Genomic DNA, 25,388 nt, shown 5'->3' on the forward strand with positions numbered 1-25,388 from the left:
GTAGCGCTCCTTAACTTCACCGCATTCGATTTTGCGGCATGACGATTCCTTAGTCTTGTACTTCCTTAGTCTTGTGCTTCCTGAGGCTGGTCCGCTTTATCTTTGGCTTCCCTGCGCCGTTTCAATTCGGCGCGCATCCAGGCAGCCGATTCGGCCATATCCCGCCTGAGCTCGGCTATCTCCTCATCCGTGAGCCGCCGAACCAGCGGCTCATCTCGCTGAGATATTGAGTTTGGTTTTGCCGTTTCCTGCTGTTTGCTCATTGCCATTATTCCTTTTTCTGAAGCAGGCCAACAAATTAGCATCATGTCTCCAAGAGTTTATCTTGCAAGCCAATAAAACCAAAGGGCCCCATTCACTCGGTAAAAGTGAATGGGGCCCTAAATCAGTTCTCTTTATTCCGCTCTCTTTAACAAGCTAAGTTTGCGGCATGGCACACAAGAGGCTGTTAGCGGAGGATCATCTGCGCCCGCTCAGGGCCGACAGAGATCATTTTTACCGGTACGCCCATCAGCTCTTCAACCCGCTGCACGTACTTTTGCGCCGCCAGAGGCAGGCTCTCAAAGGTGCGGCAAGCCGTGATGTCTTCGCTCCAGCCTTCCATCTGCTCATAAACCGGCGCCAAGGCTGAGGTTTGTGGCCAAATCGGGTTTTCGCTGTGGTCGCCCTGATAATCGATGCAGATTTTCAGATCCAGCATCCCACTCAAACAATCCAGCTTGGTCAGCGCCACTTCGGTAGCTGCCTGCAGCTCGACACCATTACGGGTGGCCACGGCATCGAAATAGCCCATATCACGGGGACGCCCGGTTACCGCGCCATACTCATTGGCGGCTTCGCGGAAGCTGTCCTGCTCTTCCATGGCGGTGATCAAGGTGCCGGTTCCCACTGATGAGCTGAAGGACTTGGCTACGGCAATCACCCGCTCGGGGCGCAGTGCCGGTAAACCACTGCCGAGACCGGCATAAGCGGCGGTCACGTTGGAAGACGTGGTCCAAGGGTATTCACCGTAAACCAGGTCACGACCCGCGCCCAACTGGGCTTCAAACAGCAGGTTTTCATCTTTTGCCTGCAGCGCTTTCAGTGGCTCGCTCACGTTGCAGATGGCATCACGCCAAGGGGCAGACACTTCCAGCAACCAAGCAGTCATCTCTTCTGCGGTTTGCGAAAATTCAAAGGAGGGGTACAGCGCCTTGAGCTGCGGCAGTTTCCAGTCCAGCATAAACTGGATACGTTCACGCAGTACTTCAGGCTGCTTCAACCAACCCACCAGAATGCCTTTTTTCATTACCCGGTCACCGTAAGCCGGGGCAATGCCCTGGCGGGTAGAACCGTAAGCGCCGTCACCGAGACGCTCCTCTTCCAGAGTATCTTCAATGGCGTGGATTGGCAGGCACAGAGTCGCCCGGTCGGAAATGCACAGATTGACATTGACGCCGGCGGATTTTACCTCGGCAATCTCTTCGGAAAGTGGCGCCGGGCTTATCACCATGCCAGGGCCCAATACCGCCAAACAACCAGGATTGAATACGCCGCTAGGCAGTTGATGCAGTTTGAATGTACCAAAGTCATTCACAACTGTGTGGCCGGCATTGTTGCCGCCCTGAAAACGTATACTCGCCGCTGCGCTATCTGCCAGATAGTCCACGATACGGCCTTTACCTTCATCACCCCAGTTTGCACCAACTACAACGATAGACGACATTTCCAGTTCTCCTAAACAAAAACCTGTCTATCCTATGACCACGGCACAAATAAGAAAAATTAATAATCATTATTGGCTTGATAAGAAATCCATATCGGGATACTTTGCATCGGAATCGAAGATAGCGGGCAATTGCCATGACTAAGGCCATGACCAAGCCGCCAACCATAAAGCGCCTGCCCTAAAGCTGCAAAAGTACCGCTAAAAAACTCTTAAAGAGGCTGTTATGCTCGAACTCCACTGGCTTAAAACCTTTGTCACCCTGGCCCGCCTCGAACACTTCGGCAAGGCAGCCAATGAGCTGCATATGACTCAACCCAATGTCAGCTTGCATATCAAGCAGTTGGAGCAAACCACCCGAGTAAAGCTGATTGAGCGTAATCCATTTCGGCTGACCCAAGCCGGTGAGCGTTTGCTAAGGAGTGCGCACAACACCCTGATGGAGCTGCAAAGTTGCCAGGCCGATCTCAACGCCATCAATGATCTGTGCCAGGGCACCATGACCATAGCCGCCAGCGATATTATTTCCAGATGGCTGCTGATAGGCCCGTTTCAGTCGTTCAAAACCGAATTCCCCGGCATCGACCTGACTCTGCTGAACACCACCTCCTCTCAGGCGGCAGACCTGGTAAAAAGTGCCAAGGCCGATCTCGGCTTTGTGATGGCGCAAAAAGAGAGTCAGCCGCTGCATTTTACCGAGCTGAAACAAGTGAAATGGTACGCCTTGGGCAATGATCTCAAGGCCTGGCAGAGAGGAAAAGTCCCCAGCCCGCAGGAAGCACCGACCTTGATACTACTGGGGCACGACACCCGCACCCGGGATCTGATTGACCCGGCACTGCCTGAGCTCAAACTGCCGGAATACCGCATCATGGAAGTGGGCAGCGTGGATGCCCAAATCGACTGGGCCGAAGCCGGCTTCGGCATCGCCATAGTGCCGGACTTCGCCCTGCACCCGAAACTCAATTTGCAGTCCAGCATTACCCCACTGCCCAGCTTCCCTTCCGCCAGCCTGGGTTACATAGTGCGTCAGAACCAGGTGCTATCCAAAGCCATCAAGAAACTGCTCCATTGGGTGGATGAAGAGATATTGCAATCGCCGAGTGTGGGTTAACTGTGTGAAGGTAACAGGCATTCAACGACTTCCGGCTACAGGAAAATTTAACAAGCCGGCGTCAGATGGAAAAATAACCATTGACGCCATAGCCATTTGTTATGCTTGCCTTTTCGCCATTGGATGCTCAGGATTCAACTGAAGTAAATCCCAAAGGTTGCCATACAAATCTTTAAATACCGCTACCGTACCGTAATCCTGCTCCTGGGGGTCACGTACAAACTCGATACCTACTGACTTCATACGCTCGTAGTCTCGCCAAAAGTCATCGGTATTCAAGAAAAGGAATACACGACCTCCCGCCTGATTACCAATGAAGTCTAATTGCTCAGGTTTTGAAGCCCTTGCCAACAACAAAGCCACTCCGTGGGAATTGGACGGCGCAACCACAACCCAGCGCTTATCCTGCTCTGGTTGGTAAGTGTCTTCAATAAGCTCAAATTGAAGCTTATTGGTATAAAAATCGATTGCTTCATCGTAGTCTTTTACTACCAGTGCAATATGGACAATGTTCTGCTTCATCTTCTTACCTTATACGCTGAACTGACTTGGACATGATGTAACCCTAGATTTTATCCCTTCAGTATTCCTGCAGCAGGGGAACCAATGAACCCTGTCAGCTATACCTCATAAGCTGGGTAATCGATATAACCTTGTTCACCACCACCATATAAAGTTAGCCTTGCATCTGCATCGAACTCAGCCAATGGCCAGTCATGGGTAAAACGGGCAACCAAGTCCGGATTGGTCACAAAAGGCGTACCAAAGGCAACAAAGTCGGCATACTTTTTGTCGAGTAAGCTTTGCGCTGTTTGCCTGGTCAGCTTGCCCGCCACCATAATAGGATTGCTATATACACTGCGAACCTGGCGACGAAATGCCTCGGGTACTACCGAGTAACGGGAGATATTCTCCGAAAAGTGCACATATGCAAGATTCATCGGCTGCAACTTTTCCAGCAAGGCCAACGTCAAAGGTACGATTTCCGGGTCCTCGCCGGCAAAGCCTTCGTTAACATAAGGGGACAAACGTACAGAGACCTTGCCTGCGCCAATCGCCTCACAAAGTGCCTGTAGCGTTTCCAGCAAGAAACGCATCCGATTCTCTTGATTGCCACCATATTGATCTTGTCGTTGATTACTTTCCAGCCTTAAGAAAGTGTCGAACAGATAACCATGTGCGGCGTGCACTTCAACGCCATCAAACCCCGCGTCTATTGCATTTTGGGCTGCTTGCACAAAATCTGCGGTAGTGGCTTTAATCTCTGCTTCTGTCATCGCTTTTGGCTGTTGTGTTGCCACCATACCGAAGCCGCCTTCAGCCAACGGGCCAAACACCTGATCTGGAATGCTAATCGCCGATGGTGCCAAAGGTTGCGAGCCGGCGATATTGGCATGGCTGCGACGCCCCACATGCCAAAGTTGAACAAAGATTTTTCCCCCTTGCTGATGGACAGCTTGAGTGATCTTTTTCCAGCCTTGGAGCTGCTCAGGGGTATAAATCCCGGGGGTCATCGAATAGCCTCTCGCGATGGCTGAAACCGGTGCTCCCTCTGTAATAATGAGCCCGGCACTGGCGCGTTGCCGATAATACTCAGCCATCATCTCATTGGGAATGTCTCCCGGTTGAGAAGTACGTGAACGTGTCATGGGAGCCATGACGATGCGATTGTTGGTCTTCAATGCTTGACCATGGAATGCTGTTAACATGCTACCCCCTTATGCCTGATAACTTGGATAATCAATGAGCCCTGCTTCACCGCCCCCAAATAGGGTGTTGGGATCATGTTCAGCCAAGGGATAGCCCAGTCGCAAACGCTCCGGCAGATCTGGATTGGCAACAAAAGGCCGACCAAAACCTATCATATCGGCCAGGCCAGCGTTAATGGCTTGCTCTGCCTTCTCCAAGTTATAGCGTCCGGCATAAATCAACACTCCTTGATAGGCTTCACGGAGCGCTTGCTTGAACGAAAGCGGTGTATCGGGTGCATCGTCCCAGTCCACTTCGGCAATATGCAAATAAACAATACGATGTCGATTGAGTAGTGCTGCAGCAGCGGTATAGGTTTCAATGGGGTTTGCATCCACGGTGCCGTTGAGTGTGGTCAGCGGTGCCAGACGCACCCCGACGCGATCAGCCCCAATGGCGTCAACCAATGCCGTAACCACTTCATCAAGAAAACGAAGACGGTTTTCAAGGCTGCCACCGTACTCATCACCACGATTGTTTGCTTCGGAATCAATAAACTGGTTAATCAAGTAGCCATTGGCGGCATGTAATTCAATGCCATCAAAACCGGCTTCAATAGCATTGAGCGCTGCTTGACGATAATCAGCGATAACTTGCTCTATATCGGCCTTTGTCATTGCCCTGGGCTGAACCACATCGACAAAACCGGGTTTGTCGCTGCCATTATCGACGAACACTTTCACGTTCTCAGCCTTAATGTTTGATGACGAGATAGGCTGCAAACCACCAATATTGTCCGGATGAGTCACTCTCCCCACATGCCACAACTGCGCAAAAATCGCACAGCCTTTGGCATGTACAGCCTCAGTCACTCTGCGCCAACCGGCGATCTGCTCGGGAGTGTAGATCCCCGGCGTCCACGCATAACCTTTGGCCATGGCGGAAATCTGTGTACCCTCTGAGACAATCAAGCCAGCACCGGCACGCTGCGCATAATAGGTTGCCATCATCTCGTTGGCCACATCGCTTGGTTGGCTGGCTCTTGAGCGCGTCATAGGTGGCATAACAACTCGGTTGTTGAGCAGTAGCTCACCCAGTTTGATCGATTGAAAAAGTGATTGCGTCATAGAAAAGCCCTCTCATGTGATGGCCGGCATAGTAACAAACCCAAAGAGAGGCATTGAGAGCAATAAAGACAAATCATTTTTGCCATATACGCAAAAATCACCAAGTAACATGAAAGCCCAATGCCAGATAAGGAAAAGCATTCGACTCCCTTGAGCCATGGAAGGTAAAAATAACGTTAGGGAAGACTGGATTACCGCCGACTCAAACCGCAAAGAGAGCTTGCCGAAGGTTGAGTCATAGCGTCAATTTAGGCTGAATAAAGTCAATAAAAGCAGAGATACGCTTGGCAACATTGGAGGATTTATAATAAACGGCATTAATCTGCTCTCGTCCTATATTGGTGATTTTTTCTCTCTCCAATAAAGGGATTAAACGCCCCTCACTGATATCTTTCTTCACCATAAATCCCGATAAGCAAGCGATACCATTGCCCTGTAATGCCAGCTGTCTCACCGTTTCACCGTTACTCGATGTTATTGTTGGGGTGATACGACCAATCCCTTTGAGCGGCCAATCGTTAAGGGTTTTAGGGCTGGAAAAACCCAGTAAATTGTGATGAATAAGCTCACTGCTTTTATTGATAAATCCGCGTCTTGCCAGGTACTCAGGCGAAGCGACAACATAGAGCAAACTCTTTCCGAGCGGCCGTGCGTGCAGCGTCGAATCGCTTAAAGAACCTATCCGAATCGCTAGATCTGTTTTCTTTTCCAACAGATCAACAAATCCCTCGTTGGATGTCAGTTCCAGTTCAATATCCGGAAAGGCTTGCATAAAGGGTTGGATAAGCGGCACCAGTTGGTGAAACACAAACGGACTTGCGGCATCGACGCATAGACGCCCCTTGGGTAATGTCCCTCTGGTGATAATCTCTTCTTCTGCTTGCTGAATTTGCGACAAACCAAGACGAACTGTATCAATAAACAGCCGTCCCTCTTCGGTTAATTCTATGCGGCGCGTAGTACGATTGAGTATTGAAACCCCAAGCTGACTCTCAACCTTACTCACCGCCCTTGAAACCCGCGAGACCTGGATATCCAAAAGCTCAGCTGCCGGAGAAAAGCCACCATTGTCTACAACCGCCAGCAGTATTTCCAAGTCATCGGACCGTGTTTTCATCACTCTTACCTAAATACATCACCAGCATTTTTTGCATTTATAGCAAATATCACCGGCTGAAACACTTATTTTTGACAAACTTATTTCTACGGATAATGCTCGAAAACGCCGGAGTCCTCCTTGGGTATCGTGCCCCAAAACAGTAAAAAGGCGCCGAAGCGCCTTTTTAAATCACTGTCCAGAGAGGGCTTGTTCTCACTCAATTATTAATAGCAAAAAACAATCAATGCATTTCAATGCTTTGTGCACTGTAAATACAAAAATACCATGAACTATACCACACCTAGAAAAACTCGCTTTTTTAAACGAAAGGCAATTACCTGATATTCAAAATCTAGGCTAACAATCAAGGAGAGGTATGAATAGGTCCCGAAGAGCCATGTCGTCAAACTTATCACTTTCATTTCTTTTCGAAGACGAAAAGCTAACCGGGAAAGCATCACTGCTCTGCTCCTCGATTTCCCCTATCCGGTCCTCGATGGCTGAAACAGCGTCATTCAAAGTTTTCTCCGACACACCGAACCGCGGTGCGAACTTTTTCAGGTCATTAATCCGATCCTCTAAGGAGGATTCGCTATGATCCTCATAAATACGGCTGCTGTTCTCCTCAAACTCTTCGAGCACAGCTTTGTGTATCGCACTCATAATGCTGTCAGGTAGCCCTGTCGTGGCATCCACTGCATCAACAAGCTTGGAAAGCATATCACTTGAGCTCCAGCGTATCGTGTTCGAGAGCTCTTTTTCGAGCACCTCCAACAATTCGGTTTTGTAAACAAAGGGCTGGTCATCACCATTCTCTCTAACCTTAGAAATAAGTTCTATCAGAGCTTCTCCATCCGACCATGAAGAGAACCCCTGCTTTGGATTACGGGCAATCACCATAATGCTATCAGCAAAGCTCCGTTCATTAGTGATCTGCCACCAGTCCATCAGTATTCGAAGCCGCTTTGAGTTCGAAGCATCGTTATATTCAAGCGCCCCAGGTTCTCCTGCTTTCGGGCTCCAATGCGGGCGTGTTTCAATCATTTCCAGCAAGTTAGCGCAAGCCTTGGCTATTTTCGCTTGATCGTCTTCGCTAAACACGCTTTGGCAGACGAAGTCCCATAGACTCGCCAGCCAGTCAATTGAGGCGGCAGTATGAACAAGACGAATAAGAAGATTCGTGTCCAGCAAGTAAGTTGAGAGATAGTCCTTTAGTGAAGGGTTGATAAAAGAGACTATCGGCCATCGAGTATTAACTATTTTCACAAAGCTACCTTCCAAAATACGGAGTGCTTCTTCGAAGTCTTTAGGACCGTGAGGTAGTCCGTAAGCTTTGCTCATTCCAGCATGAAGGGGCTCGAAAGATGAGCGTAGCTTTGCAAGAGACACACCGTATTCTGAAAGGAAAAACATCGCCATTAGGAGATGCTGGCACCGGTGATCAATGTGAGTGCGGAAAGCAGTGTCCCAAATCTGACTAGGGTTATTCAGAGCTTCAATAAAGGCAGAAGGATAATTATCAGGATCAATATCACTGATATTCAGTGCGTCGGTCATGGCCTCGATAACGCGTGGGTTGTAGTTCTTGTGATCGACAATCTTCGCGAGCTTGGAGCTCTTCACTAGCGCCCGGATATACAGCTGCGGTGTCTCCGACACTAGCAGGTGATTATAGAGAATTCTCGCCTTGATTCGGCGGGTATAAACACCAACATCGAGTACATACTTCGTCACATCAAGGCGCTGATCACCAAGATACTCTGAGACTCTCCGAGCCTCCTCAAAAATGTACCCCCTCGTCGTTAGGATAAAGCGGGCATTTGGTGAGCGGCGCACACGGCTCATGAACTTCGCTAAGTCTGAATCCTTATGCGCTAAAGCTTGTCGATCCAGAGCGACCTTGCCAAGAAAGTCATCAAAGAGAAAAACCTGCTTTTTGCTGTCGTTGATCGCAGCAAAGCCGTCTTCCAGACTACGGATAGGAACAAGCTCCCACTCCTCACTCAAGAGGGTGTAGCAAAGAATCTCGGCCAGTGTCGTTTTACCTACGCCCGGTGGGCCGGAGATTATGAGAAGCTGATACCTATCTAGCTTAGTTAGCGATGCATCAAAGCTAGGATTTGATGCATATACACGAACCTTCCGCTCTATGTCTTCACGCGTGATCGCTGCAAAGGTATGAGCAGCTGCACGAACAACCAGATCCAGAACGCCAGTCCCAGAAAGCCAAAGCTTAATATGCGATTTGAGGACATCTGGGTACTCTCGGAGAAGAGCGTTAATGTCCTCAGGACCGAAAATATCAGCCTCTGATTTCAGACTTGGGCCTATAATTTGAGCCAGTTTGCCCTTACTAGCAGGAGTGAATCCACAGGTAGTAGCAAGAATGTAGCGGGCTGGTTTTAGCCTATCAATAGATAGACGCTCACGCTTCATAGTAGCAGTTAACTTACTAAACGGTGACTTCTCGTAGTGTTTGGCCTGTAAAATAACATTCCCACAGCCAAGTGAGTGTCGACCATCAATACCACTATCCGGCCCAGCAGAGAATGCTTCAAAGCGAAGCCCCTCTTCTTTTCCTATTAAATCACGAACAAGATCCTCAAAGTCGGCAGATGAAAGATTTCTAAAGTCATAGCTCATGCTGTTGTTCCAGTAGGTATGTCGGCCGCAGCAGCGGTACTATCGTGGATATACTGCTTTGGATGGGAGTTGAAATATTTCATCTTTCACAGCGGAAATCACTATGTGCGCGCGGGGTTTATTGAGTGAAAATGTAATTTATTTTCAACACTTAAACAAGAATAACAACTTCACCAACAGGGCTACCTCTCTTTCCTTTACCGCTGTATGTCCTTTTCGGGGGGGACTACCGGTAATTGACCGTCCGATGCCTGAGGACGGCCTTTTGTGTGGAGTTCAGGCATCAATATGAACAAATATCGTGCCATTTGAGATATCTCATTTAGCAACCTCGCAATATTATGTTCAAACGTCTAATACACATTTTTAAGCAATCCACTCATCGATCATATCAGCCCAATCCTGCAACATTGCTGCGCGTTGATCCCGATACTCAGCTTTGTTGTACACGGCTCTCACTCCCTTCTGCTCATGAGCCAGGCACTTTTCTATCCAGTCAGTGTTATATCCAGCTTCATGCAGCAGTGTGCTCGCTGTTCGACGCAGATCATGCGGCCCAAACTTACTTAGTGACTGACCGTCCTTCTGCGCGGCCTTGTATGTTAAATCCATGCTTCGACCTATTATTCTTGTTTAATACCATGCTGAAAAACCTCTAAAAAATAGAGATTAATCATTAAAAAACAGATAGATATAAAAATTTAATACCATACCCCATCAAAAACACTCAGCATGGTATCGGGCGTAATCCATGGCATTACCGATGAATCATCCCCATCAAAATACCACGGTCAAACCATGCTTGGCGTTGCCAGACATTGTCAAAAGTGACTAAGCCAAAAACAAAAAAGTCCGCAATTACGCGGACTTAAGTATGCTTTAGTTCCTGTTAGTGCCAGACGTTTCCGGCCTAACAATTATTCCCACTCAATCGTTGCCGGTGGCTTGCCTGAGATGTCGTACACCACGCGGGAGATGCCGTCGATTTCATTGATGATACGGTTGGACACCCGGCCGAGGAAGTCGTACGGCAGATGGGCCCAATGGGCAGTCATAAAGTCGATGGTTTCCACTGCGCGCAGAGACACAACCCAGTCGTACTTACGACCATCGCCCATTACGCCTACGCTGCGAACCGGCAGGAACACAGTAAAGGCCTGGCTGACACGGTCGTACAGTTCGGCTTTACGCAGCTCTTCTATGAAGATGGCATCGGCGCGGCGCAGCAGATCGCAGTACTCTTTCTTGACTTCGCCGAGTACCCGTACGCCCAGGCCTGGGCCAGGGAATGGGTGGCGATAGAGCATGTCGTAAGGCAGGCCCAGCTCCAGGCCAATCTTGCGTACTTCGTCTTTGAACAGTTCACGCAGCGGCTCAACCAGCCCCAGCTCCATATCTTCCGGCAGGCCGCCGACGTTATGGTGTGACTTGATTACATGGGCCTTGCCTGTGGCGCTGCCGGCAGATTCGATGACATCTGGGTAGATGGTGCCCTGAGCCAGCCACTTGGCGTTAACGCACTTACCGGCTTCTTCGTCGAAGATTTCCACGAATACCCGGCCGATGATCTTGCGCTTGGCTTCAGGATCGTTTTCGCCTTTGAGGGCATTGAGGAATCTGTCTTCGGCTTCAACCTTGATGATGTTAAGACCGAAGTGGTCGCCGAACATCTCCATCACTTGCTCGCCTTCGTTCAGACGCAGCAGGCCGTTGTCGACAAACACACAGGTGAGTCTGTCGCCGATGGCGCGGTGCAGCAGCATGGCGGTAACAGAAGAGTCGACCCCACCGGAAAGCGCCAGGATTACTTCGTCGTCACCTATCTGCTTTTTCAGGCGCTCAACGGCGTCTTCGATAATGGAAGCGGGTTTCCACTTGGCTTCACAGCCACAGATTTCCAGCGCGAAATGCTCCAGCATGCGCTTGCCCTGACGGGTATGGGTCACTTCAGGGTGGAACTGCACGCCATAGAAACCTTTGGCTTCATTGGCCATGGCGGCGAATGGGCAGGTTTCGGTCTTGGCAACCGCGACAAAACCTTCAGGGATGGCCGAGACCTTGTCACCGTGGCTCATCCATACATCCAGCAATGGACGACCGGCTTCATTAACGGCATCTTCGATGTTTTTGAACAGTGCAGATTCGGCCAGCAGTTCGATTTGCGCGTAACCGAACTCACCCTCGCCTATGCCCTGGATAACTTTGCCGCCCAGCTGTTCGCTCATGGTCTGCATGCCGTAGCAGATACCCAGTACAGGCACGCCTGCGTTAAACACATACTCAGGGGCACGGGGAGAATTGTCGGCGGTGACACTCTCGGGACCACCAGCCAGAATAATGCCCTGAGGGGCAAACTCGCGGATCTGCTCTTCACTGACATCCCAGGCCCAGAGTTCACAGTAGACGCCAATTTCGCGGATACGACGGGCAATCAGCTGGGTATACTGGGATCCGAAATCAAGGATCAGTATCTTGTGCTCATGAATATTGCTCATTGATAACCTTTATCTCTTTAGTTTGATTGCAGTGCCTGCCGTAACAGGCACAGTTTTTATCTGCTTATAAACCAAGGGCGACACTCATGCCGCCCCGAATTTGTTAAACGCCTGAACGGTAGTTCGGCGCTTCTTTGGAGATAGTCACATCGTGAACGTGGGATTCGCCCATACCGGCAGAAGTCACCTTGACGAATTGGGCCTTTTCACCCAATTCCTGAATGGTGGCGCAGCCTGTCAGGCCCATACAGGAGCGCAGACCGCCCATGTACTGATGGATAATCTCTTTGATTTTGCCTTTGTAGGGAACACGGCCTTCGATACCTTCAGGTACCAGTTTGTCGGCAGCGTTGTCGCTCTGGAAGTAGCGATCGGAAGAGCCCTGAGACATGGCACCCAGTGAGCCCATACCGCGGTAAGACTTATAGGCACGGCCCTTGTAGAGTTCAGTTTCACCTGGAGACTCGTCGGTACCGGCAAACATGGAACCGGCCATGATACAGGATGCACCGGCGGCCAGCGCCTTGGCCAGATCGCCCGAGAAGCGGATACCGCCATCGGCAATCACAGGGATACCCAGATGCTTAACGGCAGCAGCGGCATCGGAAACCGCAGTGATTTGCGGTACACCCACACCGGTAACGATACGGGTAGTACAGATGGAACCAGGGCCAATACCGACTTTAACGGCGTTCACACCGGCTTCTACCAGCGCCAGGGCACCTTCGGCGGTCGCCACATTGCCGCCAACGATTTGCAGATCAGGATACTTGGCACGGGTATCGCGAATACGCTGCAGTACCCCTTCAGAATGGCCGTGGGAAGAGTCAATCAAGAGTACATCGACACCGGCTTTTACCAGCGCATCAACACGCTCTTCGTTACCGGCACCGGCACCAACAGCGGCACCGACACGCAGACGACCCAGCTCATCTTTACAGGCATTGGGCTTACGCTCAGCTTTCTCAAAGTCTTTAACTGTGATCAGGCCCTTGAGCTGGAATTCATCATTCACAACCAGCACTTTTTCAATGCGGTTGGAGTGCATCAGCTTTTGTACTTCATCCAGCTTGGTGCCTTCAGGTACTGTCACCAAACGCTCTTTCGGGGTCATGATTTCAGAAACCAGGCGGTTGGTATCGGTCACGAAGCGCACGTCACGGCCGGTGATAATACCTACCAGTTCGTTGGCGTCATTGATTACCGGATAGCCGGCAAATCCGTTCTTTGCAGTTAATACCTTAAGCTCGGCCAGTGTCGTGGAAGGCTTCACTGTCACAGGCTGTTGAACCACACCTGCTTCATAGATCTTCACTTTACGAACTTCTTCGGCCTGCTGTTCAATACTCATATTCTTATGAATAAAGCCCATGCCGCCTTCCTGCGCCATGGCAATTGCCAGACGGGCTTCGGTCACTGTGTCCATTGCAGCGGACACCAGGGGGATATTCAGTTCGATTTTGTCGGTCAGACGGGTCTTGAGATTGGCGGTATTAGGGAGAACGGTCGAGTGGGCCGGAACCAGCAGCACATCGTCAAAGGTAAGCGCTTCTTTAATTAATCGTAGCATTGCAACATCTCCCCGGGGGTCAGATTTGAAGGTGAAATATTGCGGCGGCATTATACCTTGCAACCCCAGGGTGGTAAATGGGAAAATAGAGAAAAATTCCAATTTGAACGCAAATTCCATGCCAGAGCCCAAAAAACAGGTATATACCGTCTCCCGCCTCAATGCCGAAGTTCGCGCCTTGTTGGAGGGAAACCTCGGCAGAATTTGGCTCAATGGTGAAATTTCCAACTTTGCCAGCCCAAGCTCGGGCCATTGGTATCTGACGCTCAAGGACAACCACTCACAAATTCGCTGTGCCATGTTCCGTGGCCGCAACCAGAATGTGACCTTTCGCCCGACCAACGGCCAGCAAGTGCTGGTGCGGGCAGCCCTGAGTGTGTATGAGCCAAGGGGCGATTACCAACTGCTTATCGAAACCATGCTGCCTGCCGGTGATGGCCTGCTGGCGCAGCAGTATGAAGCGCTGAAGCTGAAGCTCGCGGCCGAAGGCCTGTTTGCCGCCGACACCAAGCGGCCACTGCCGGCCAATATCCAGCGCATTGGGGTGATCACCTCTCCCACGGGCGCCGCCATTCGCGATGTACTGCATGTACTGAAACGCCGCGATCCCTCCATCGAAGTGGTGATCTACCCCTCACAGGTTCAGGGTGGTACCGCCGCCAACCAGCTTATTGAGGCGCTCACTCTGGCCAACCAGAGGCTGGAAGTGGATCTGTTACTGCTGACCCGCGGCGGTGGCAGCCTGGAAGATATGTGGTGTTTCAACGATGAAAATCTGGCTCACGCCATCTACAACAGTGCCCTGCCGGTGATTTCGGCTGTAGGCCATGAAGTGGACACCTGTATCAGTGACTATGTCGCCGATCTGCGAGCCCCTACCCCATCGGCCGCCGCCGAGCTGGTATCCCAGGATGTCGACAACAAGCGGCAAAAGCTGACCACGGCCATGGCCAGACTGCGCCAGGGCTGGCAACACTGGCACTTGGCCAAGCGCCAACAGCTGTCGCTGCTGGATCACAAGTTGCAGCGCCAGGACCCCAAGCGGCGGCTGGAGCAGCTGGTACAGCTGTTTGATGAGCAGCAACTGAGAATGACGGCCGCCATCAACAGTCGCCTGCACCGGCTGGAGCACAGGCAGCTGCAGCTCAAGAGCCGCCTCGAAGCTCAGAGCCCGGCCCACAAGCTGAGCCTGGAAGCCAGTAGGTTGAATTATCTCGGTCAACAGTTGCAGGACGCCATGGCCGATAAACTGAAAGAGGCTAAGGCACGCCTGGGTGCCAGCGCCCATTCGCTGGAAAGTGTCAGCCCGCTGTCGACCCTGTCCAGAGGCTACAGCATCAGCAAGAACGAAGCCGGTAAAGTCCTGGAAAACAGCCAGAACGCCGTGGTCGGCGAGCAGATGCGCACCCAATTGAAACAGGGCTCACTGCTCTCAAGAATTGAAGCCATTATTGAGGAATAGCATCAATCAGATAAATGCTCCTCGCTGGAGAAGGGAACCGAATTGAAAATACCTATGAGTCGTTGACAGATGTTATTCCAGTTCACAGGCCCTTCATTAAACACAACTCACTGAATTAATGTGTAATATTGGTCATCAGAAACAACAAAGCCGGGTTAAACCCGGCTTTGTTTTGCGAAAACCCTATCAGGCTTTCTTGTTCTTGATGTGCGCCATCATCCGCTTGCGGCGTCTTTCCTGGCTCAGGGTCAGTTTCTCTCCCTTGCCTTCAAAGGGGTTGGCCCCTTCCTGGAAGCGCAGTTGGATGGGCGTACCCACAACCTTCAGCGAGCGGCGGTAGTAGTTCATCATATAGCGCTTGTAGGAATCCGGCAGCTTGGATACCTGGTTGCCGTGTACCACCACGATAGGCGGGTTGTAACCACCGGCGTGGGCATACTTGAGCTTGACCCGGCGACCATTGACCAGAGGCGGCTGATGGTCGTCCTGCGCCATCTGCATGATCTTGGTCAGCAGCGAAGTGGATACCCGTCTGGTAGCACTGTCGTAAGCTTCTTCGATGGACTCATACAGATGACCCACGCCTGTGCCATGCAGCGCCGAGATAAAGTGAATGCGAGCAAAGTCGATAAAGCCCAGACGACGATCCAGCTCACTCTTGACCCTTTCCTTGACGTCATTGTCTATGCCGTCCCACTTGTTGACCGCAATCACCAGCGCGCGGCCGGCGTTGAGGGCAAAGCCCAGCAAGCCAAGGTCCTGCTCGGCGATACCTTCACGGGCATCGATAACCAAGAGCACCACGTTGGCGTCTTCAACCGCTTTCAGGGTTTTAATCACCGAGAACTTTTCAACGACTTCATGTACCTTGGCGCGGCGACGCACCCCGGCTGTGTCTATGATGACGTACTCGCGGCCTTCACGCTGCATCGGAATATAGATGGAGTCACGGGTGGTGCCCGGCTCATCATAAACCACCACCCGCTCCTCACCGAGGATACGGTTGGTCAGGGTCGATTTGCCCACGTTGGGCTTGCCGATAATCGCCAGTTTGATAGGCAGGTCCTGCAGTCTGGCCTGTTCTGCTTCGGCTTCCTCTTCTGTGTATTGACGCTCGTCGACCTTCTCTTCCTCGGGCGCATCCGGGTTAATCCCCATCGCCTCGGCAAAAGGAGCCAGCGCATACTCAATCATATTGGTAACGCCGCGACCGTGAGCCGCCGCCATCTGATACACCTCACCCAGCCCCAGGGCCCAGAATTCGGCGCAGGCGGAGTCGGCATCGATACCGTCAATCTTGTTGGCCACCACGAAAGTGGTCTTTTGCCGGCTGCGAAGATGTTGGGCTATGGCCTGATCGGCCGCGGTCAAACCGGCGCGGGCATCTGTCAGAAACAGCACCACATCGGCTTCTTCGATAGCCGCCAGCGATTGCTCGGCCATCTTGGTTTCTATGCCTTCTTCGGTGCCGTCAATACCGCCGGTATCCACCAGGATGAATTCGTAACCTGACAGATAGGCACGACCGTATTTACGATCCCGCGTCAAGCCTGGGTAATCCGCCACCAGTGCATCACGGGTGCGGGTCAGACGATTGAACAGGGTCGACTTACCGACATTGGGTCGCCCTACCAGGGCCACTACAGGAATCATCTTTTTGCCTCTTTAAAACTTCTCAATAAAAAGCCCCCGGAACGCACTCCCAGGGGCTTGGCAGTATCAAAGCCTGGGATCAGGGCAGAGTTACTGTGGCAATTTTGCCATCCCGGGTCTGCAGATAGATTTTGTCGTCAACCACCAGAGGTTGACTGAACAGGCCCGAACTGTCGACCTGCACCCGACCCACAATTTGGCCGTTGCTGCGATCGATAAAGTGCAGATAACCTTCAAAGTCACCTACCACTACATAGTCCTGGAACACAGCCGGAGCAGTCAGATCCCTATTGGTCAAATCCGAGTTGCTCCACAGCTCCAGACCGTTACGTCTGTCCACTGAGTATACACGGCTGTGATCGTCCACCAGGAACAGGCTCAGGCCCGCAGTGTCCAGCTCATGGAAACTGGAATACTTACGCGACCAGACAATACGGCCGCTGCGCATTTCCATGCTGACCAGGTTACCGTTGTAGCTCACCGCGTACAGGTTGTCACCCAGCAACAGCGGCGTCATATCGACATCGGCCATACGGCTGAACTCGTTGCCACCTTTAGGGGTGTAAATCGGTTGTTCCCAAGCGGGTTGACCATTGTTCTTGATAACAACAGTGACCTTACCATCGGCCGTACCGACAAAGAAACCGCCCTGGGCATAAGCCGGAGAGCTGGTACCGCGCAGAGTCAGGTTCGGCAGGGACGCTTCATAACTCCAAAGCTTTTCACCTGTGTCGACATTGAAGGCATCCAGCGAGCCTGAGCTGCTGTTAACCACCACCATGTCTTCGGCCACTGTGGGCAAGGACAACAGCTCGCCGTCGGCTACCGCATGCCAGAGCACTTCACCGGTTTCGGCATCAAGTGCTGCCAGCAGGCCACTTTCACCACCGACAAACACCTTGTTACGGGCCGCTGTCACGCCGGATGCCAAGCGGGCACCCTTGTTCTTTTTCAGGGCGCCATCACGAAACGCCTCGCTGAAGTCTGTGCTCCAGACCTTCTCGCCGCTGGTCTCGTCAAAGGCGGTTACTTCACCGTAACGGTCGGCAACAAAGATTTTGCCGTAACGCACTGCGGGACGCAGACGGGAGTAATAATCGCCAACACCACTGCCAACCGAAGCGCTCCAGCTAACCTGTGGGAATACGCTGGCATTGATCTCCAGCAGCGGGCTCACAGGTTCTTCTTCCACATCGCTGGAAGCACAACCTGTCAGTGCGCCTATGGCCATGCCACAAGCCAAAAGGGTTTTACACCACGACTTCATTGGCCTTCCTTATGCCTGATTCAGGTTATCGAGTTTCATCTGCAGCGCCGGACTGGTTGTCACGCCACCATTTTTAACGGCTTCCTGATAGGCCAGTCTGGCCTTGTCGGTTTCGCCCTGACGCAGCAGCAGATCGCCTTTAAATTCATCTCTTTGGGTAGAAAATGCGCTGTTTTTAACCTGATCCAGCGTGGTCAAAGCGGTAGCAACCTGGCCCTGCTCAGCCTGAATACGTGCCAAACGCAAGGTGGCAACCGCAGTCAGGGCATCACCTGGCTTGGCGGCAATCACGGTTTTGAGTGCGGCTTCGGCCTTGGGCAGATCGCCTGACTCAACTGCGCTTTTGGCAACAATCAGCTGCATCAGCGCCGAGTAACCGGCTTGGGCGTGCTGCTTGTCAAATTCGGCAGCGGCGGCCATCACCGCGGCTTCATCACCGCTTTGCATCAAGGCCTGATTAAAAGCCTGAGAGGCGGCTTCGGCACGTTCCACTTTGACATCGGAGTAGTAGTTCCAGCCATAGAGGCCACCCAGACCTATTACGACACCTGCGACTATCGAAGTGCCATAGTCTTTCCAGAACTGCTTGATCGCTTCGACTTGTTGTTCTTCTGTGCTGTAGATTTCCACCCGCACTTCCCCTCTAAATTATTTAATCAGTTCTGCCAAATAGTCGGCCAGGGCCTGGCGTTCAACATCCTGCTGAGCCCCATCACCCCGCAGCGGTTTCACCGCCACCTTGTTATTGGCCAGTTCGGTCTCACCGATAATCAGCGCAAAACCCGCGCCGCTCTTATCGGCTCTTTTCATCTGTTTCTTGAAGTTGCCACCACCGCAGTGACTCATCACCTTGAGCTTGGGCAGCTTCTCGCGCAGTTCCTGGGCAATTTTCATCGCCTCGATTACGCAGTCATCACCCATGGCGGTCACGTAGACATCCACTTCGGCAGCAACATCGGCGTTCAGCTTCAGGGTTTCCAGCAGCAGAACAATCCGCTCCAGTCCCATGGCAAAGCCCACTGCCGGCGTTTCTTTACCGCCAAGCTGGCTCACCAGGCCATCGTAACGACCACCGGCCAGTACTGTGCCCTGAGCGCCCAGGCTGTCGGTGACCCACTCAAATACGGTGCGGTTGTAGTAATCCAATCCGCGTACCAGGCGTGGGTTAACCCTGTATTGGATGCCAACGGCCTCCAGGAGTTCACACAAGCGGGCAAAATGTGCCTTTGAGTCTTCACCCAGGTAGTCCATCAGCGCCGGAGCATCGGCCAGCAAGGCCTGAACCTGCTGGTCTTTCGAGTCCAGCACCCGCAGTGGGTTGCTGTACATGCGCCGCTGGCTATCTTCGTCCAGCTTGTCTTTATGCTGCTCGAGGAAGGCCACCAGCGCCTCACGATAGGCTGCGCGCTCGTCGCTGTCACCCAGAGTGTTCAGCTCGAGGGAAACGTGTTCGGTCAATCCAAGCTTCTGCCACAAAGAGGCGGACAACATCAACACTTCGGCGTCAATATCGGCGCTCTTGATACCATAAACTTCAACCCCAAACTGATGGAACTGACGATAGCGCCCTTTCTGTGGCCGCTCGTGGCGGAACATGGGGCCCATATACCACAGACGCTGTTCCTGGTTGTACAGCAGGCCATGTTCGTTACCGGCACGAACTGTCGAGGCGGTGCCTTCCGGGCGCAGGGTGAGGCTGTCACCGTTGCGATCGGCGAAGGTGTACATCTCCTTCTCGACAATATCTGTCACTTCCCCTATCGAACGCTTGAACAGGTCTGTGTTCTCAACGATAGGTGTGCGGATTTCACTGTAACCGAAAGAGGCAACAGAGGCGCGCAATACCGCCTCAACTTTTTGCCATACGGGGCTTTGGGTTGGCAGAATGTCATTCATTCCGCGAATCGCTTGGATCTGTTTTGCCACTATCTCGACTCGTTTTGCTCTGGGGCTAAAAATTCAAAAATGCCAGCCATTATAGGCGCTTCACCGGCAAACGTAAAACTGGCCAGCGCTGGCCAGTTCACATTCACATCATCGGGGATTATTCGGCTTCTTTGACTGAAATACGGTTTTCCATCATTTGCGCCTTGGCGCGAATTTTGGCTTCGAGGGCATCGACCAGATTGTCGTTGTCGAAGCGCTCTTTCTGACGCTCACCTTCATCGTAATAACCGCTCTTGCGGTTACCGCCGGTGAGGCCAATATGGGACACCAGGGCTTCGCCGGGGCCGTTGACCACACAGCCTATGATGGAGACATCCATGGCTGTGGTCACATCTTCCAGGCGCTGCTCCAGGGCGTTAACCGTGCCTATCACATCAAACTCCTGCCTTGAGCAGGATGGACAGGCGATAAAGTTAATCCCGCGGGAGCGAATGCGCAGCGACTTGAGGATATCGAAACCAACTTTGATCTCCTCTACAGGATCGGCTGCCAGCGATATTCTCAAGGTATCGCCTATGCCTTCTGCAAGCAGCATACCCAAGCCCACTGCCGATTTAACGGCGCCGGCACGGGCACCACCGGCTTCGGTGATCCCAAGGTGCAACGGCTGCTTAATCTGTTTCGCCAGCAAACGGTAGGACTCCACCGCCAGGAACACGTCCGATGCTTTCACCGAAACCTTGAACTGATCGAAGTTGAGCCTATCGAGAATGTCCACGTGGCGCATTGCCGATTCCAGCAAGGCTTCCGGGGTGGGCTCTTTGTATTTGTCCATCAAGTCTTTTTCGAGACTGCCGCCGTTTACCCCGATACGGATGGGGATATTTTTGTCACGGGCAGACTCAACCACGGCGCGAATGCGTTCTTCATTGCCTATGTTGCCTGGATTAATACGCAGACAGTCGGCGCCGTATTCCGCCACTTTAAGGGCGATGCGGTAGTCGAAATGGATATCGGCCACCAGCGGTACCTTGACCTGCTGTTTGATTAGCTTGAACGCTTCGGCGGCATCCATGGTAGGCACAGACACCCGCACGATATCGGCGCCTACGGTTTCCAGCGCCCGAATTTGCGCCACTGTGGCTTCTATATCTGTAGTGCGGGTATTGGTCATCGACTGCACTGCGATGGGAGCGCCATCACCAATGGGCACATTGCCGACATAGATGCGGGTGGAAGGACGGCGTTTTATGGGATTTTCACTGTACATCGTATTCTGCTCTGTTGACTCGGCGCCCTGTGGGCGCCACTTCAATTATCCTGCTTGATGCTATTATGCCTGTGGCAGGGTCAGTCTGGCTACCCGACCGTTGGGGAAATCGGCAAGGCTCACGGCCTGGCCGTTAAATGTCAGGCTAACTGTCTGCGGCGCGCCCAAGACCAGTTTAAAAGGCGCTTTACCCTGTACATTGATGCTTTGTCCTGGCGATCTCAGACCATCTATTAGAGTCTTGCCGTTGGCATCTGTGAGTTTGATCCAGCAGTCACCGTTAAGCTCAATTCCGACCGAAGCCTGCGCCGGGTCAGTTACCGGCTCCAGCTCTGCCGCCTCGACGCCGGCGATAGCACCATTGGTGTTGTTCCCGGCACTGTCTGTGTCTGTTTCAGCGCTCTCAGTATCACTCTCGTTTTCCAAGGCGGGGTTTGCTGCCGCAGCGGCGCCCGGCTCATTATCCGGCAGTACATCAACGGGCTGCTGCGATGCATCCTGTTGTTCCATTTGTGCCTGACGTGATTCAAACTCTCTGGCCTGCTGCACCTCTTCTGCCGTCGGTTTGGAAAAGTCGACATCGGAAACCACAGAGGGCTTTTGCAGCCACCACACCACCAGCAGAGCCAGCAGTAGAAAACCGATAAGGTAAGTCACCAGCATCAAACGGCTGTCGGTAGCCTGACGGCTGGTCTTGCGCGAAAAGCTCTGCATCGCAGGTTCAGTCACCTTGGGGACCTGCCGCGCCAAACAAGCGTTAATGGCTTCTTTGTCTACATCCAATATGCGGGCATAGTTCTTCACGTAGCCGCGGACATAGGTGGAGGAATCGATATTGCTGAAACAATCGGCTTCAATATCGGCCACAATACAGGGACGCAAATGCAGCCTGGTAGCCGCATCTTCTATAGTGATACCTTTTTGTTCCCGTGCGCTTTTCAGTAATGACCCGAGCGTATCCTCTTGCCCGGGAACCTTTTGGCTCTCGTCTTCATCCTTGTTGACTTGGTTATTCAACTCTGTCATCAGTGCATACTTGCCCGGTATTGTTTGGCCTGGGGAGACGCTGGAAATTTGGCCTGCAGCAGTATTCCGTAACGCTTGGCGGCCGCGTCATCATTTAACCCTTGCTCAATGCTAATGCCCAACGCCAAACTCTCCGCTGTTTCGGGAATCACCCTGTGAAGGCGTTCCAACTGCACTCTGGCCGCGGCGTAGTTGTGGGCGTCAAGCTCCAATTCTGTCAGTTCCAGTAATGAGACCTGTCTTCTGGGCTCATACTTTAGCGCCATCTCAAAATAGTGTCGCGCTTTTTCTATTTCCCCGGCATCCCGGCTGCAAATACCCAGGTTTTCATAGCTGGAGGCAGTGCGGGTATATCTGGGGTTGTCGATTGCCTTCAGGAACATCTTCTCTGCCTTGGCATATTTCTTCTGCTGGCAGAGAAATACCCCAAAGTTGTTCATCGAGTCGCCGCTGGCATTGCGGGTATCTATGGCGGCTTCATAGGCTTGCTCAGCCTTCACCGCTTCACCCACGGTTTGATAGTAATAGGCCATGGCAATATGCACTTCCTCAAGATGAGGGGCGTATTCCATGGCCTTGTCGAGATTAAATTTGGCTTGTTGGGAGTTACCCTTTTGCAGATAGGTCAGGCCTAACTGCGTCCGTTCCTTGGCGGCGGCAATTTTATCAAACTGGCGTTCCGAGACCGGAATGTCCGTGCCGGCATAAGTTCGCTCGGTCACACATCCGGGCAACGTGGCCCCGAGCAGTATCGCGAGCGCTAAACCTGGCAATCCGTGCTTCATTGGCAAACCTATAAATCTGGACAAACAAAGAGTTAATCCATTGTGACCGAAATTTGATTGGCTTGCATGCGTTTTTTCGCCAGACGCTTGGTTCTGTCACGTATATCCCCGGCCAACTGGCCACAGGCGGCATCGATATCATCACCGCGGGTCTTACGCACTATCACGGTAAGGCCGTATTCCATAAGCACTTTGGCAAACCTGTCGATACGGGAATTGGAAGAACGCCCGTAAGGAGAGCCAGGATAAGGATTGAACGGGATAAGGTTGACCTTGCAGGGGGTATCCTTCATCAACTTGGCCAACTCATGGGCTTGCTCTGTGCTGTCGTTGATATGATCCAGCATCACATATTCCAGCGTGACCCGGCCGCGGTTGGCGTTGGACTTGGCGATATAACGGCGAATAGCGGCCAGGAATTCGTTGAGCGGATACTTCTTGTTGATAGGCACCAGCTCGTTTCGCAGCTCGTCATTGGGGGCATGGATACTGACCGCCAGCGCCACATCGAGGGCGTCGCCCAGTTTATCCAGCGCCGGCACTACGCCGGATGTGGAAACCGTTACCCGCCGTTTGGACAGGGCAAAACCAAAGTCATCCAGCATGATATCCATCGCCGGGATCACGTTGGCCAGGTTCAGCAAGGGTTCACCCATGCCCATCATAACCACATTGGTGACCGGGCGCTCACCGGTTTCCTTCTGGAAGCCGAGGAAATGGGATACCCGCCAGATCTGGCCGATAATTTCAGATACTGTCAGGTTACGGTTAAAGCCCTGCTGCGCCGTGGAGCAGAAAGTGCATTCCAGCGCACACCCCACCTGAGATGAGATACACAGAGTCGCCCTATCATCTTCCGGAATATAGACGGTTTCCACTTCCTGACCTTCGCCGACATTGATGGCAAACTTGATGGTGCCATCGGCCGATTTCTGATAGCTGGATATCTCCGGCGCCACCACTTCACAGCGCTCTTTCAGCTTGGCGCGCAGGTGCTTGTTGATGTTGGTCATCTGGTCAAAGTCACTTATCCCGAAGTGATACAACCACTTCATCAGCTGTTCGGCACGAAACGGCTTATCGCCCAACTCGACGAAAAGCTCACGCATTGCCTTACGATCAAGATCCAAAAGATTGATCTTTTTTTCACTCATTTGACTTACCTCAACACCAAAACCTGCAGCAGGGCGGCGAATTATACAGATAGGCCGCTACTATAGCCAGTAATTCAGCGGATCCCCTTATACCCGACTTTCTCTCTACCGAGCAGAAAATTAAGCTTCAGCTCACAAGCTCTATGATAGAATAGCGCTGGGCTAATGTTGGCCTTTGCATCGGAGTGATAATTCCCCCCTTATGCTAACGCTTATCGTTATTGTATTGGTCGCCATCGGCGTCTCTTTTCTCTGTAGTGTGTTTGAAGCCGTGCTGCTTTCGGTGACTCCCAGCTATATTGCGTCGCTGCGCCAGTCCAACCCGGATGCTGCCGAACGTCTTCAAAAACAGAAAGACAATGTCGAATCTCCCCTGGTCGCTATTTTGACACTCAACACCATAGCCCATACCGTAGGTGCGGCCGTGGCCGGTGCCCAGGCTGCCAAAGTGTTTGGCGATGAGATGTTGGGGGTATTCTCCGGGGTACTGACCTTCCTCATTCTGTTCTTTTCCGAAATCATCCCCAAAACCATAGGTGCCAACTACTGGCGAGCCATGGCCCCCAGTGTGTCTGTGGCTCTGGTGTGGATGGAACGCATCACCCTGCCGCTTATCTGGATGTCCAATAAGGTTACCCGTTTGCTCGGCAAAGGTGACTCTGGCCAGTATATCCGTCAGGAAATGAGCGCCATGGCCAAAATAGGCCATGAATCCGGTGAACTGGATGAGCAGGAAAGCAAAATTCTGACTCAGATGCTGAGCGTCAAGGAGATGCCTGTTACCGCCATCATGACTCCAAGAACCGTGATGTTCACTCTGCCGGCCGCCCTGACTCAACATGAATTTGTCAGCCAGCATATCAATAAGCCTTTCACCCGGGTGCCTATTTTCGACAAGGATCACGACGACATCATAGGCTATGTGAACCGTACCGATGTGCTGCTGAGTGAGCGGGATAATCCCGATGCGCCCCTTGGGAACCTCAAGCGCAATTTGGTGATAGTGCCGGAAACCGCCCGCATCCTGCCGCTGTTTGAGCTGATGATCAAACGCAACGCTCAGATAGCCATGGTGGTGGACGAGTACGGCAGCGGTCAGGGGCTGGTGACACTGGAAGACATAATCGAATCCTTGCTGGGGCTGGAGATTGTCGATATCAATGACCCGGCCACCGACATGCAGCAACTGGCAAGGCGACTTTGGAAACGCCGCATGAAAGATAAGGGGATCCGACTCTCGGATGACAGAGAGCCGGTCACTGACTCCCAAGGGCTCTGATTTCAGAATATTCATTCAGTGCTTTAATACAGGTGTCATCCAAGTGGGAGATAGTTTGACAGGCTAACGACCGACCCACCCATCAATACAGTCATCATTTTGGGGGAGCTTGAGCTCCCCCTTTTTCATCCGCCTCTGGAGGTGTACAATCCCCGCTCGCAGA

At 52.2% G+C, this 25,388-nt stretch carries 20 protein-coding genes and 1 pseudogene; 3 read left to right on the forward strand and 18 right to left on the reverse strand.

Features of this window, described 5'->3' with window-relative positions:
* Window positions 1-65: 65 nt before the first annotated feature.
* Together ACMHXI_RS16600 and ACMHXI_RS16605 are read right to left on the reverse strand one after the other, a co-directional pair.
* Window positions 66-263 carry a hypothetical protein gene (locus ACMHXI_RS16600; protein ID WP_146507870.1) on the reverse strand — a complete coding sequence of 66 codons (198 nt, stop codon included), beginning with the start codon at window positions 261-263 and terminating at the stop codon, window positions 66-68.
* A 185-nt stretch (window positions 264-448) separates the two neighbouring features.
* Window positions 449-1,705, reverse strand: a complete 1,257-nt coding sequence (locus ACMHXI_RS16605; RefSeq protein ID WP_146507872.1) for an adenylosuccinate synthetase — start codon at window positions 1,703-1,705, stop codon at window positions 449-451.
* Between the two features lie 226 nt (window positions 1,706-1,931).
* Here ACMHXI_RS16605 and ACMHXI_RS16610 point away from each other — a divergent pair, with 226 nt between their 5' ends.
* Window positions 1,932-2,819, forward strand: coding sequence for a LysR family transcriptional regulator (locus tag ACMHXI_RS16610; RefSeq protein WP_025009774.1), 888 nt, complete (start codon window positions 1,932-1,934; stop codon window positions 2,817-2,819).
* Window positions 2,820-2,918: 99 nt separating this feature from the next.
* Here the strand turns inward: ACMHXI_RS16610 and ACMHXI_RS16615 are convergent, their stop codons facing one another.
* From ACMHXI_RS16615 to guaB, 8 genes and pseudogenes are all read right to left on the reverse strand, one after another.
* Window positions 2,919-3,341, reverse strand: coding sequence for a VOC family protein (locus ACMHXI_RS16615; RefSeq protein ID WP_146507874.1), 423 nt, complete (start codon window positions 3,339-3,341; stop codon window positions 2,919-2,921).
* A 98-nt stretch (window positions 3,342-3,439) separates the two neighbouring features.
* Window positions 3,440-4,528: an alkene reductase gene (locus tag ACMHXI_RS16620; RefSeq protein ID WP_146507876.1), complete on the reverse strand. Its 1,089-nt coding sequence runs from the start codon at window positions 4,526-4,528 to the stop codon at window positions 3,440-3,442.
* Window positions 4,529-4,537: 9 nt separating this feature from the next.
* Complete coding sequence (locus tag ACMHXI_RS16625) at window positions 4,538-5,635, reverse strand: alkene reductase (RefSeq protein WP_146507878.1); 1,098 nt, start codon at window positions 5,633-5,635, stop codon at window positions 4,538-4,540.
* Window positions 5,636-5,870: 235 nt separating this feature from the next.
* Window positions 5,871-6,752 carry a LysR substrate-binding domain-containing protein gene (locus ACMHXI_RS16630; protein WP_413735604.1) on the reverse strand — a complete coding sequence of 294 codons (882 nt, stop codon included), beginning with the start codon at window positions 6,750-6,752 and terminating at the stop codon, window positions 5,871-5,873.
* A gap of 339 nt (window positions 6,753-7,091) precedes the next feature.
* The gene (locus tag ACMHXI_RS16635; RefSeq protein ID WP_413735531.1) at window positions 7,092-9,377 is read right to left on the reverse strand and encodes a restriction endonuclease; all 2,286 of its coding nucleotides are present in this window, start codon (window positions 9,375-9,377) and stop codon (window positions 7,092-7,094) included.
* A gap of 366 nt (window positions 9,378-9,743) precedes the next feature.
* A pseudogene (locus ACMHXI_RS16640) lies at window positions 9,744-9,986 on the reverse strand (tyrosine-type recombinase/integrase); the annotation flags it as partial.
* A 308-nt stretch (window positions 9,987-10,294) separates the two neighbouring features.
* Window positions 10,295-11,872, reverse strand: coding sequence for a glutamine-hydrolyzing GMP synthase (guaA, locus tag ACMHXI_RS16645; RefSeq protein ID WP_028779200.1), 1,578 nt, complete (start codon window positions 11,870-11,872; stop codon window positions 10,295-10,297).
* A 103-nt stretch (window positions 11,873-11,975) separates the two neighbouring features.
* Window positions 11,976-13,442, reverse strand: a complete 1,467-nt coding sequence (guaB, locus tag ACMHXI_RS16650; RefSeq protein ID WP_044735742.1) for an IMP dehydrogenase — start codon at window positions 13,440-13,442, stop codon at window positions 11,976-11,978.
* A 118-nt stretch (window positions 13,443-13,560) separates the two neighbouring features.
* Between guaB and xseA the strand changes: the two genes are divergently transcribed.
* Window positions 13,561-14,904, forward strand: coding sequence for an exodeoxyribonuclease VII large subunit (xseA, locus tag ACMHXI_RS16655; RefSeq protein ID WP_208184578.1), 1,344 nt, complete (start codon window positions 13,561-13,563; stop codon window positions 14,902-14,904).
* Between the two features lie 186 nt (window positions 14,905-15,090).
* Here the strand turns inward: xseA and der are convergent, their stop codons facing one another.
* From der to ACMHXI_RS16695, 8 genes are all read right to left on the reverse strand, one after another.
* Window positions 15,091-16,557, reverse strand: coding sequence for a ribosome biogenesis GTPase Der (der, locus tag ACMHXI_RS16660; RefSeq protein ID WP_025887505.1), 1,467 nt, complete (start codon window positions 16,555-16,557; stop codon window positions 15,091-15,093).
* 79 nt (window positions 16,558-16,636) lie between these two features.
* A complete protein-coding gene (bamB, locus tag ACMHXI_RS16665; protein ID WP_028779197.1) occupies window positions 16,637-17,824 on the reverse strand; it encodes an outer membrane protein assembly factor BamB in 1,188 nt (395 codons plus the stop codon).
* 9 nt (window positions 17,825-17,833) lie between these two features.
* Complete coding sequence (locus ACMHXI_RS16670) at window positions 17,834-18,454, reverse strand: YfgM family protein (RefSeq protein ID WP_025009766.1); 621 nt, start codon at window positions 18,452-18,454, stop codon at window positions 17,834-17,836.
* An 18-nt stretch (window positions 18,455-18,472) separates the two neighbouring features.
* Window positions 18,473-19,750, reverse strand: a complete 1,278-nt coding sequence (gene hisS, locus ACMHXI_RS16675) for a histidine--tRNA ligase (RefSeq protein ID WP_208135588.1) — start codon at window positions 19,748-19,750, stop codon at window positions 18,473-18,475.
* 118 nt (window positions 19,751-19,868) lie between these two features.
* Window positions 19,869-20,981 carry a flavodoxin-dependent (E)-4-hydroxy-3-methylbut-2-enyl-diphosphate synthase gene (gene ispG / locus ACMHXI_RS16680; RefSeq protein WP_025009764.1) on the reverse strand — a complete coding sequence of 371 codons (1,113 nt, stop codon included), beginning with the start codon at window positions 20,979-20,981 and terminating at the stop codon, window positions 19,869-19,871.
* 63 nt (window positions 20,982-21,044) lie between these two features.
* The gene (locus ACMHXI_RS16685) at window positions 21,045-22,007 is read right to left on the reverse strand and encodes a RodZ domain-containing protein (RefSeq protein WP_107352621.1); all 963 of its coding nucleotides are present in this window, start codon (window positions 22,005-22,007) and stop codon (window positions 21,045-21,047) included.
* On the reverse strand, window positions 22,007-22,792 hold the full coding sequence (gene pilW, locus ACMHXI_RS16690) for a type IV pilus biogenesis/stability protein PilW (RefSeq protein WP_345843847.1): 786 nt from the start codon (window positions 22,790-22,792) through the stop codon (window positions 22,007-22,009). Before pilW ends, ACMHXI_RS16685 begins: the two co-directional genes overlap by 1 nt.
* 32 nt (window positions 22,793-22,824) lie before the next feature.
* Window positions 22,825-23,946 (reverse strand): bifunctional tRNA (adenosine(37)-C2)-methyltransferase TrmG/ribosomal RNA large subunit methyltransferase RlmN, encoded by a 1,122-nt coding sequence (locus ACMHXI_RS16695; protein WP_025009762.1) that lies wholly within the window; start codon window positions 23,944-23,946, stop codon window positions 22,825-22,827.
* 202 nt (window positions 23,947-24,148) lie between these two features.
* On the opposite strand from ACMHXI_RS16695, the gene ACMHXI_RS16700 reads away from it, so the two are divergent.
* Window positions 24,149-25,225, forward strand: coding sequence for a CNNM domain-containing protein (locus ACMHXI_RS16700; RefSeq protein WP_025887502.1), 1,077 nt, complete (start codon window positions 24,149-24,151; stop codon window positions 25,223-25,225).
* The last annotated feature ends 163 nt before the right edge of the window (window positions 25,226-25,388 follow it).

The organism is Shewanella sp. BJSY2023SW005 (genome assembly GCF_047314585.1).
GTDB lineage: Bacteria > Pseudomonadota > Gammaproteobacteria > Enterobacterales > Shewanellaceae > Shewanella > Shewanella algae.

Bases quoted from the DNA above. Each gene is read 5' to 3' on its own strand.
- ACMHXI_RS16695 (WP_025009762.1), bottom strand. From the start codon at position 23,946: ATGAGTGAAAAAAAGATCAATCTTTTGGATCTTGATCGTAAGGCAATG.
- pilW (WP_345843847.1), bottom strand. From the start codon at position 22,792: ATGAAGCACGGATTGCCAGGTTTAGCGCTCGCGATACTGCTCGGGGCC.
- ACMHXI_RS16700 (WP_025887502.1), top strand. From the start codon at position 24,149: ATGCTAACGCTTATCGTTATTGTATTGGTCGCCATCGGCGTCTCTTTT.
- guaB (WP_044735742.1), bottom strand. From the start codon at position 13,442: ATGCTACGATTAATTAAAGAAGCGCTTACCTTTGACGATGTGCTGCTG.
- guaA (WP_028779200.1), bottom strand. From the start codon at position 11,872: ATGAGCAATATTCATGAGCACAAGATACTGATCCTTGATTTCGGATCC.
- ACMHXI_RS16605 (WP_146507872.1), bottom strand. From the start codon at position 1,705: ATGTCGTCTATCGTTGTAGTTGGTGCAAACTGGGGTGATGAAGGTAAA.
- xseA (WP_208184578.1), top strand. From the start codon at position 13,561: ATGCCAGAGCCCAAAAAACAGGTATATACCGTCTCCCGCCTCAATGCC.
- ispG (WP_025009764.1), bottom strand. From the start codon at position 20,981: ATGTACAGTGAAAATCCCATAAAACGCCGTCCTTCCACCCGCATCTAT.
- ACMHXI_RS16620 (WP_146507876.1), bottom strand. From the start codon at position 4,528: ATGTTAACAGCATTCCATGGTCAAGCATTGAAGACCAACAATCGCATC.
- ACMHXI_RS16610 (WP_025009774.1), top strand. From the start codon at position 1,932: ATGCTCGAACTCCACTGGCTTAAAACCTTTGTCACCCTGGCCCGCCTC.
- bamB (WP_028779197.1), bottom strand. From the start codon at position 17,824: ATGAAGTCGTGGTGTAAAACCCTTTTGGCTTGTGGCATGGCCATAGGC.
- der (WP_025887505.1), bottom strand. From the start codon at position 16,557: ATGATTCCTGTAGTGGCCCTGGTAGGGCGACCCAATGTCGGTAAGTCG.
- ACMHXI_RS16635 (WP_413735531.1), bottom strand. From the start codon at position 9,377: ATGAGCTATGACTTTAGAAATCTTTCATCTGCCGACTTTGAGGATCTT.
- ACMHXI_RS16600 (WP_146507870.1), bottom strand. From the start codon at position 263: ATGAGCAAACAGCAGGAAACGGCAAAACCAAACTCAATATCTCAGCGA.
- ACMHXI_RS16630 (WP_413735604.1), bottom strand. From the start codon at position 6,752: ATGAAAACACGGTCCGATGACTTGGAAATACTGCTGGCGGTTGTAGAC.
- ACMHXI_RS16615 (WP_146507874.1), bottom strand. From the start codon at position 3,341: ATGAAGCAGAACATTGTCCATATTGCACTGGTAGTAAAAGACTACGAT.
- ACMHXI_RS16625 (WP_146507878.1), bottom strand. From the start codon at position 5,635: ATGACGCAATCACTTTTTCAATCGATCAAACTGGGTGAGCTACTGCTC.
- ACMHXI_RS16685 (WP_107352621.1), bottom strand. From the start codon at position 22,007: ATGACAGAGTTGAATAACCAAGTCAACAAGGATGAAGACGAGAGCCAA.